Below are 6,044 nucleotides of genomic sequence, written 5' to 3'. Positions count from 1 at the left end.
TACGGTTATTGTAAAACTTAAAGACCATATTGATTAATTCATATAAATGGGAAAATTTGAATGAATGATGCAACAGCCAAATCAGACCGAATTAAAGCTGAAGCACGAGATCTGTGCCCTGTTTGCGAGCAAACTCTGTGGATTTCATTTTATTTTGATGCCTTTGCCCACCATAAAGATGATGACGGAGATGCCATTTCTAATATTGGGAAACTTTGGCGTGCATCCCTTATACAGGCTGACAAAGGTATTTTCTCTAATTATTACTCGGGGCTAGGTGCTCGGTTTGAGCCAGAAATGACGGTGCTTGCCAAAATGCAAGTCGTGCAAATGGCTAAAGCGGTGTCTCGCGCAGAGGAGAAAATTGCCACAGATGCTTATGATGCGGTAAAAGAAAAAATCACGGCTGAAGCCGCAATGCGCAAAGAAGGATGGTGGAAACGGATTGAGCGCACTGTAGCTAAAGACCTGAAAAAACTAAAGCATGATTATAAAAATCAATGGGATATTGTTTGGCGTGATCCTAAAGATAGAGCCCGATATTTACGAGGTGTTGGGCGGTATTGGAAAACTTTTGCCAATGATTTAATCCATCACCCTTTACAAATTCATAAACACGTAAGTAATGAGCTAGCTAAAACAGTGCGCAACCAAACTGCGGAGCGTGTTGGCTTTGTTCGAGATGCGGTTTGGGTGGCTGCATTATTTAATACGGGGGTTGATACCCGCTTAGAGCAGGCTGAAGAAGATTTCAAAGAAAATGTACGATACGGACAATCTCTGGGGAAAATTAAGCATATTAATGTGTCGATCTTCGGTGCTGATTTTGGTGGTGCACTTGCTTTAGCCTTTGCGGACCGTTTGGCCAATGAGGTTTGTAAACAGGGTAAATACAAGGGCATCCAAGTTCATTTTCGCTTTATGGGGTTGTTGGATTGTGTTTGTTCTCGCTTTGATGATAATTTTTTGACGGGTTATATCCCTCTTGCAAACGCTATTAGCGGTAGCCTTAAAATCCCCCGTGTAGTAGAAAAAGTGGTGCATTACGCTGCAGCGCACGAATATCGACTTTATAAACCACTTTCGACCATTGGTGGCGCACGTAAACCAGGCGGCAGGCTGGAAGAGCGCTTATTTCCGGGGGCCCAAGCCGATGTAATTGGAGGCTATCAGGATAAGGAGCAGGGGGTTCACAATGAATTAGCTAGGCTGCCTTTGCAATGGATGCTCAATAATGCTTGGCGCAATGGCGTGCCAGTTATGAGCTTGCCAAAGATGAAAGTGGAAGAATCTGAAATTTATGCACTATTTTATTTACAGGATTCAACTAAAGAACTCGTCGATAAATATTGGCTTAAAGCAAGGGAATTGGCTGCCGAAGTAAAAACCGCGCCTTTGAATATTTCTACCCAAGATTTGCAAAAGGGTTATGTCAATACTGCTCATTCTTGCATGCAATTGCCAATGGTGGGCCAGACAGAAAGTGTTCTTCCGGCAGACGTAAAGGCGGAATTGCCAGGGCATATTGTAATGCATACCGCATGGTTAAAAAGTTGGTATGAATCTTATGCGCCAGGAAAAGGCTCTGCTTTAGAGCAAGAGCGTTATGCAATGCTTAAAAATGAAATCAATACCATGACACGCCGCAGCCAATACAGCCCACTTGAACCCGGTGCGCTTAGCGATGAGGAGAAAAAATTATGGGCAATGTGGCAAAACAATAGTGCGAATAACTTGGGCGAAACCAAGCCATTGTTTCAAAAATTTATTCACGATTCTATGGCTGAAAGCGCAATAGAGCGGGCATGGGATGACTTAATGTATAGCAGGCATTATCTGAATCATCGCTTGATCACCCCGCTGGAGCAGCAACCCAAGGAAGATTTCTTTGATGTGAATTATGGAAAACTAGGCCAAGAGGCTGCGGATAAAGTAGCCGCTGATAAAACCTCTGCTATCAATATACCCAAACCACGCAACGCGGGTGGTATACCCTCTGCCGTGAGGTAGCACTTATTTGTGGTTTGGGGACTGGGTGGCTATAACCTTATCCCCGCCATCTATACCGCCATCGGCGGCTGGTGCCCCTACGCTTGGTATCACGACTTAGATATGCAGCTACCGCTACGCTGGCTGGGCTGGGTGTAATTCAAAACACGCCCCCATTTATTCCGACTCTGTGGATAATTGTAAGTCTTAAATAAACCTGATTCATCTTTAAGCTTAATTTATTCACGCATTTTAGATTTCAAGATATGGCTAAACAACATCCCTTAGAATTAATCGCGGTAATAATAAAACAAGCAGAAGCGGGGGTTCCAACCCCAGAGCTAAGTCGTGAGTATGGCATAAACAATAGTCTCATAAGTAAATGGCGGGTTAAATATAAAGGTATGGACCTTGCCATGATGGTGGAAAGAAAGAGGTTAATTCTTGAAAATATTGCTAATAAGATAAGGCAAGCTAAGCAATCCGTTGTAGCCGTGCCAGTAGAATTAAAAAAGAAAAAATCAGAGCCTTTACTGCAGCCCTGCAGCCCCTACTTCTCTGCTACCCCCCAAGCAGTGCAAGAGGCGGTACAAAGCTGGAAAAACTTGCAAACCAGTAAAGCACCAAGCGCACAACTGATTGAATCGCGCCTGCAAATTATTCATGACCTTGCCAAGGCTTGGGATGGAGAATGCTTGTCTAGAGAATACAAAAGTAAAGTTGCGTACATGTCCTTTCGCTGTGGAAAAGGGCATGCTTTTGAGAGCAATGCGCGGCGTTTGTTATATGGCAATTTCTGTACCGTTTGTTATAGAGCCAAGCCAGAAGGTTTAAAAAAACTACAGGATGTAGCTGCTGCCCGTGGCTGGCAGAGTCTGGCGACTGAATATAAAGACTGCAAAACTCCCGTTGCATGGCGCTGCGATCAGGGGCATGAAGTTAAGGCACCATTGGAATCAATTCAAAATGGTATGGGCTGCATGCAGTGTTATAAAAATCGCCGCTGGTATACGTTGGAAAAAATGCAAGCGATTGCAAAACTAAGGGGTGGGCTTTGTTTATCTGATCAATATACAACGTACGAGCCTATGATTTGGCAATGTAAACGGGGTCATATATGGAAGGCCATTTCAAGTAAGGTTGCTTGTGGTACTTGGTGCCGAGTGTGTGGGAATATAGACAAGATCACCCGCCCCAATAGCAAGGCATGGAGAAAATATCCAAATGGTGCATAGAGCTAGCCATTGTGCAAATTGCATAATGGCTTGAGCTATTGAGTAATGTGCGTCACCATAAACCTACTTTCGTAATTCAGCCGTCACAGTACTCCAATCCAGCTAACCTGACTTTGTCATCGCGGGCATATTTGGCAGGCTCCACCAAGCCAGGTGTTGCATAGAAGTTGGTGTCCTCAGTACGTGTTTGAGGCTAAATTAAGTGTTTAAAATATGGAATAAATAGAACGATCGTTCTATAATGAGGCATGCAAAATATTCGTTGTGCCCAATGCCATAAAAAGCTCGCAGAGGGTCGGTATTTAGAGCTATCCATCAAATGCCCACGTTGCGGTGCATTCAATCACCTGAAGGCCCCGAGCCTCCAATCAGATCCGATCAGCGGGTCTTTGGCCGGAGCTTTTTATGTCAACATCCCCAATCATTCCTTGGATGGGCGGTAAACGCCGCCTTGCAGATAAACTGCTTGCGCTTTTTCCTCCTCACGAGTGCTATGTAGAGGTATTTTGTGGCGGCGGGGCGCTGTATTTTTTAAGACCGATGCCTGCACAGGTTGAAATCATTAATGATATTAATGGTGATTTGGTCAACCTTTATCGCGTGGTGCAAAACCATATGGAAGAGTTTGTCCGGCAATTTAAATGGGCGCTGTCCTCGCGCCAAGTCTTTAAATGGCTGCAAGATACCCGCTCAGAAACGCTGACCGATATCCAGCGCGCCGCGCGGTTTTTTTATCTGCAGCAGCACGCTTTTGGCGGCAAGGTAAATGGCCAGTCATTTGGCACGGCCACCACGGCCCCGATCGTTAACCTGTGCCGCATCGAAGAAAACATCTCCTCCGCCCACCTGCGTCTGGCCGGTACCACGGTAGAAAATCTTAGCTGGTTGGATTGCATGCGCCGCTACGATCGCGCCCACACCTTCTTTTATTGCGATCCGCCGTACTGGCAAACCGAAGGCTACGGTGTGCCTTTCGAGTTTGATCAATACCTGGCCATGGCTGACTTTATGCGCAGTTGCCAAGGCAGGGTAATGGTCAGCATCAACGATCACCCCGACATCCGGCAAGTCTTTGAAGGCCTCACCATGCAGGGGCTGAGCATCAAGTACAGCAATGGCAATAACGGTAAGCAAGGCCAGATTGCCAGCAGCAAGGAGCTGGTGATTACTAACTGGGATGCGGGGGATATTGGAGGGCTGTTTTAGCATGCTAGCTGATCGAGTGATTTTTTATGGAGCTTGTCTGACTTGAATAGCGTTTTGCTTGCCAAGATGGTTCTTTTCTTTTGGTTACTCCCCCTTAAATTATGTCTGTAGCACCGAAAATTGAAATTTATTTTTGTTTTTGTTTTTGGTGCATTCATTAGTGCTACAGAAATAAATGTTGTTGTTTAATATGTTGTTATTAAACGAGTATTTGAAATATATAGCCCATCGAGCATTGGGGCAATGCTATAGCGGCGACTGGGTTTGATGTCTGTAACTGCTTGATGTTCTTGCATAATTTACTTTTACTTTTATGTGCTGATTAATCATGGAGTATTTTTTCTATTCACTGTTAGCAATTGTTGCTACACAGGGCGGTATAAAGTACCGCTGTGGTGCTGGTTTAGCACCAAGAAAAATGATAACCGTGATTTAAAGAAAGGCGGTTGGCCGCATTGTCCTATTGGGTGAGGGTTGGGGTCAAACTCGGCGGTCAGATAAATCAGGTTGAAGGGCTTTAGTGCGAGGTGAAAAACGATATGGGCGATGGTCAGCATTAACGATCCGCTTGTTATGCAGTAAGTCTTTGCCGGCCTTGCCAGATTTGGTCTTAGCTTCGTCTGAAGTCTGATTTTTTTTGTATGCTTGCACAGGAAGTGGTAACAGCAAGCCTGATACTTGCATACTTATAGTATAAGCTATCGCCAAACTGACTCTTTGATTGCAAAAAATGCCTGAACGCCATTCTCCGCTAGCCAAGCCGGATTACCGCCTTTGGTTAAGTTATTTCTGCCTGCCCTTGCTAATGATTTTGCTTGGGAGTGTTGTGTTGTGGGTTGTGCAGAAACGCACGGGTTTAACGGACTGGAGCGGTCTACTTAATTACGTTCGAAACAATTACTGGAATTGGGATTGGAATTTATCGACAGTTCTTGCTACGGCCGCATGCTCGTTCATATTGCTGTCGCTGACTCAGTTATTGTTGGGTACGTACCGCTGGGTGTGTTTTCGTAAAAGACGGATTGACTTGTGGCTGTGCACCATTGCCGGCATTTTTGCGGGCTGGCTACTCGTTCCGCCTTTTTCCTCTAGGTATCCAGATTGGCTTCTTGATCCGAGTTCAGTTCTTTGGTTACTTCTTTATGGCCTACTTCTCCTACCGTTTTTTGGTATCTTGCGCCAATTTGATTGTTTATTTGCCAAGCACAAACCAACTGCCAGCAACCTTGGCCGCATTCAGCCCGATGCCCCAATTAAGTTCGCCGATCAAGACCTGTTTGAATGGAGCGGCAAAGCCACCGCATTTGGCCGTGAAGTGCTGCACGCACCTGATGGCACGGCGTTTGGTGTGGAAGCGCCATGGGGAACCGGCAAAACCTCATTTATTAACCTGTGTGAGCAAAACTGGCAGGAGCAGCCTAAATTCACTGTGGTGGTTTACCGTTTCGAGCTGCTCAAATATGCAGGTAATACCCCCCTATGTCAGACTAGTTGTCGCCTCTGAACTTTCATTGGTTTGAAAAAAAACAGAGGCATTCACCATGCAAAAAATCACGTATTCTGACGACTTTAAACAGCAGGCTCTGAGCAAGGTTTACCAACGCCAAGGGCGGA

Annotated in this window: 6 protein-coding genes; all 6 read left to right on the top strand. The window is 45.3% G+C overall.

From position 1 onward, the window contains the following. Positions 1–60 precede the first annotated feature (60 nt). On the top strand, positions 61–2,010 hold the full coding sequence (locus tag Q0R17_RS11080) for a phospholipase effector Tle1 domain-containing protein (protein ID WP_293935125.1): 1,950 nt from the start codon (positions 61–63) through the stop codon (positions 2,008–2,010). 9 nt (positions 2,011–2,019) lie between these two features. Beyond that, positions 2,020–2,148 carry a hypothetical protein gene (locus tag Q0R17_RS11075; RefSeq protein ID WP_293935123.1) on the top strand — a complete coding sequence of 43 codons (129 nt, stop codon included), beginning with the start codon at positions 2,020–2,022 and terminating at the stop codon, positions 2,146–2,148. Between the two features lie 107 nt (positions 2,149–2,255). Further along, positions 2,256–3,224, top strand: a complete 969-nt coding sequence (locus tag Q0R17_RS11070) for a transposase (RefSeq protein WP_293935121.1) — start codon at positions 2,256–2,258, stop codon at positions 3,222–3,224. Positions 3,225–3,472: 248 nt separating this feature from the next. Continuing rightward, a complete protein-coding gene (locus Q0R17_RS11065; RefSeq protein ID WP_293935119.1) occupies positions 3,473–3,667 on the top strand; it encodes a Com family DNA-binding transcriptional regulator in 195 nt (64 codons plus the stop codon). Continuing rightward, positions 3,630–4,430, top strand: coding sequence for a DNA adenine methylase (locus Q0R17_RS11060; RefSeq protein ID WP_293935117.1), 801 nt, complete (start codon positions 3,630–3,632; stop codon positions 4,428–4,430). The genes Q0R17_RS11065 and Q0R17_RS11060 overlap by 38 nt, the downstream gene beginning before the upstream one ends. Positions 4,431–5,160: 730 nt before the next feature. Then, positions 5,161–5,934, top strand: coding sequence for a P-loop NTPase fold protein (locus Q0R17_RS11055; protein ID WP_293935116.1), 774 nt, complete (start codon positions 5,161–5,163; stop codon positions 5,932–5,934). Positions 5,935–6,044: the final 110 nt, after the last annotated feature.

Source organism: Iodobacter sp., from assembly GCF_025352645.1.
Classification (GTDB): Bacteria; Pseudomonadota; Gammaproteobacteria; order Burkholderiales; family Chitinibacteraceae; genus Iodobacter.
Note: the sequence above shows the minus strand (reverse complement) of the source record. Positions and strands in the feature narration are given on the sequence as shown.

Excerpts from the sequence above, each read along its gene's own strand:
- Q0R17_RS11055 (WP_293935116.1), top strand. The coding sequence starts at position 5,161 with ATGCCTGAACGCCATTCTCCGCTAGCCAAGCCGGATTACCGCCTTTGG.
- Q0R17_RS11080 (WP_293935125.1), top strand. The coding sequence starts at position 61 with ATGAATGATGCAACAGCCAAATCAGACCGAATTAAAGCTGAAGCACGA.
- Q0R17_RS11070 (WP_293935121.1), top strand. The coding sequence starts at position 2,256 with ATGGCTAAACAACATCCCTTAGAATTAATCGCGGTAATAATAAAACAA.
- Q0R17_RS11065 (WP_293935119.1), top strand. The coding sequence starts at position 3,473 with ATGCAAAATATTCGTTGTGCCCAATGCCATAAAAAGCTCGCAGAGGGT.
- Q0R17_RS11060 (WP_293935117.1), top strand. The coding sequence starts at position 3,630 with ATGTCAACATCCCCAATCATTCCTTGGATGGGCGGTAAACGCCGCCTT.